Origin of the sequence: Mesorhizobium sp. M1E.F.Ca.ET.041.01.1.1 (assembly GCF_003997355.1) — a bacterium.
GTDB lineage: Bacteria > Pseudomonadota > Alphaproteobacteria > Rhizobiales > Rhizobiaceae > Mesorhizobium.
Genome location: NZ_RZSL01001061.1, coordinates 1 through 1,126 on the forward strand (window position 1 = coordinate 1; position 1,126 = coordinate 1,126).

Here is a 1,126-nt window from a genome sequence, read left to right on the forward strand (position 1 = left end):
GCCCCCGCCTGGCCAGCGCCATGGCCGAAACCGCCGGCAAGCTGACAGCGATGGGCATCACGCCCTGGATCGACCAGCCCACAGGCATGTTCCTATGGTGCCGCCTGCCCGACGGCATCGACGCCGCCGACATCGCTCGTCACGCCCTGGCGGAAAATGTCGTGCTGGCGCCCGGCAATGCCTTCAGCCTGTCGCATACCGCCGGCCGGTTCATGCGCTTCAACGTCGCCCAATGCGGGGATGAACGCATTTTCAGGGCGCTCGAAAAAGCGATGGCAAAGGGAGGAAATGCGCCCCTGGACAGCGCTGCTTAGGTTGCTGCCCGCTTGCGGCGCTCATACATCATCACCAGCGTCTCGGCGGTCAGCGCTGGCTTCTGCTCGCCTTCGATCTCGACGGTGTTCGCGGCCTTCATCAGATACTGGCCGGGGCCGCGGTCCTCCATGGAAAGCAGCGTCGTGCGCAGCCTGATGCGCGCGCCGGATTTCACCGGCGCAAGGAAGCGCACCTTGTCGAAGCCATAGTTGAAAGCGGCTTGCGTGTTTTCCGGCACGATGCCCATCTCCAGCGCCAGCGCCCCGATGATCGACAGCGTCAGGTAGCCATGCGCGATCGTCGTGCGGAACGGGCTCTGCCGTTTGGCGCGTTCGGGATCGACATGGATCCACTGATGGTCGCCCGTGCATTCGGCGAACTGGTCGATGCGCTGCTGGTCGACCGTCGTCCAGTCCGACACGCCGACCTCCTGGCCGGCCATTGTGCGCAACTGCTCGAAGGTCGGCGGCGTTCTCGGCCGATTTTCCGTCATTCCTGCTTTCCCGGTGGCTCCCTGCCCGTCTCCCGACCACGAACCGGCGGCTCCTGTCAATTCGCGGCGCCCCGATTTCGTTCCCAGATGGGATTTCGCTCATAGAGTTGACGGTTTTACGGCAGGCAGAGACCGTGTAGCCGCGCCCGTCGGTTGTTCAACTGCCTGAATCGATGCGGAAAACTGGAACAGGTATGCCAGATGTTCACTTCTTGTCATAGCCGGCGCGGATTTCCGCCATTGCATCCTTGATCCTGTCGCGCAGGATTTCGATCGATTCGGTGCCCGACTTCTTGACGATCTCGGCCACCTCGCCGG

General features: G+C 63.2%; 2 protein-coding genes and 1 pseudogene. 1 reads left to right on the forward strand and 2 read right to left on the reverse strand.

The window, feature by feature from the left end; genetic code table 11:
• Positions 1–314 (forward strand): aminotransferase class I/II-fold pyridoxal phosphate-dependent enzyme (locus EOA38_RS37330; protein ID WP_348627559.1); only part of this gene is annotated, 314 nt, incomplete at its 5' end.
• Here the strand turns inward: EOA38_RS37330 and EOA38_RS37335 are convergent.
• Both EOA38_RS37335 and EOA38_RS40810 read right to left on the reverse strand, forming a co-directional pair.
• Entirely contained in the window at positions 311–808 is a 498-nt protein-coding gene (locus tag EOA38_RS37335) for a MaoC family dehydratase (protein WP_126093356.1), read from the reverse strand. The genes EOA38_RS37330 and EOA38_RS37335 overlap by 4 nt on opposite strands.
• A gap of 205 nt (positions 809–1,013) precedes the next feature.
• Positions 1,014–1,126, reverse strand: a pseudogene (locus EOA38_RS40810) (phasin family protein); the annotation flags it as partial.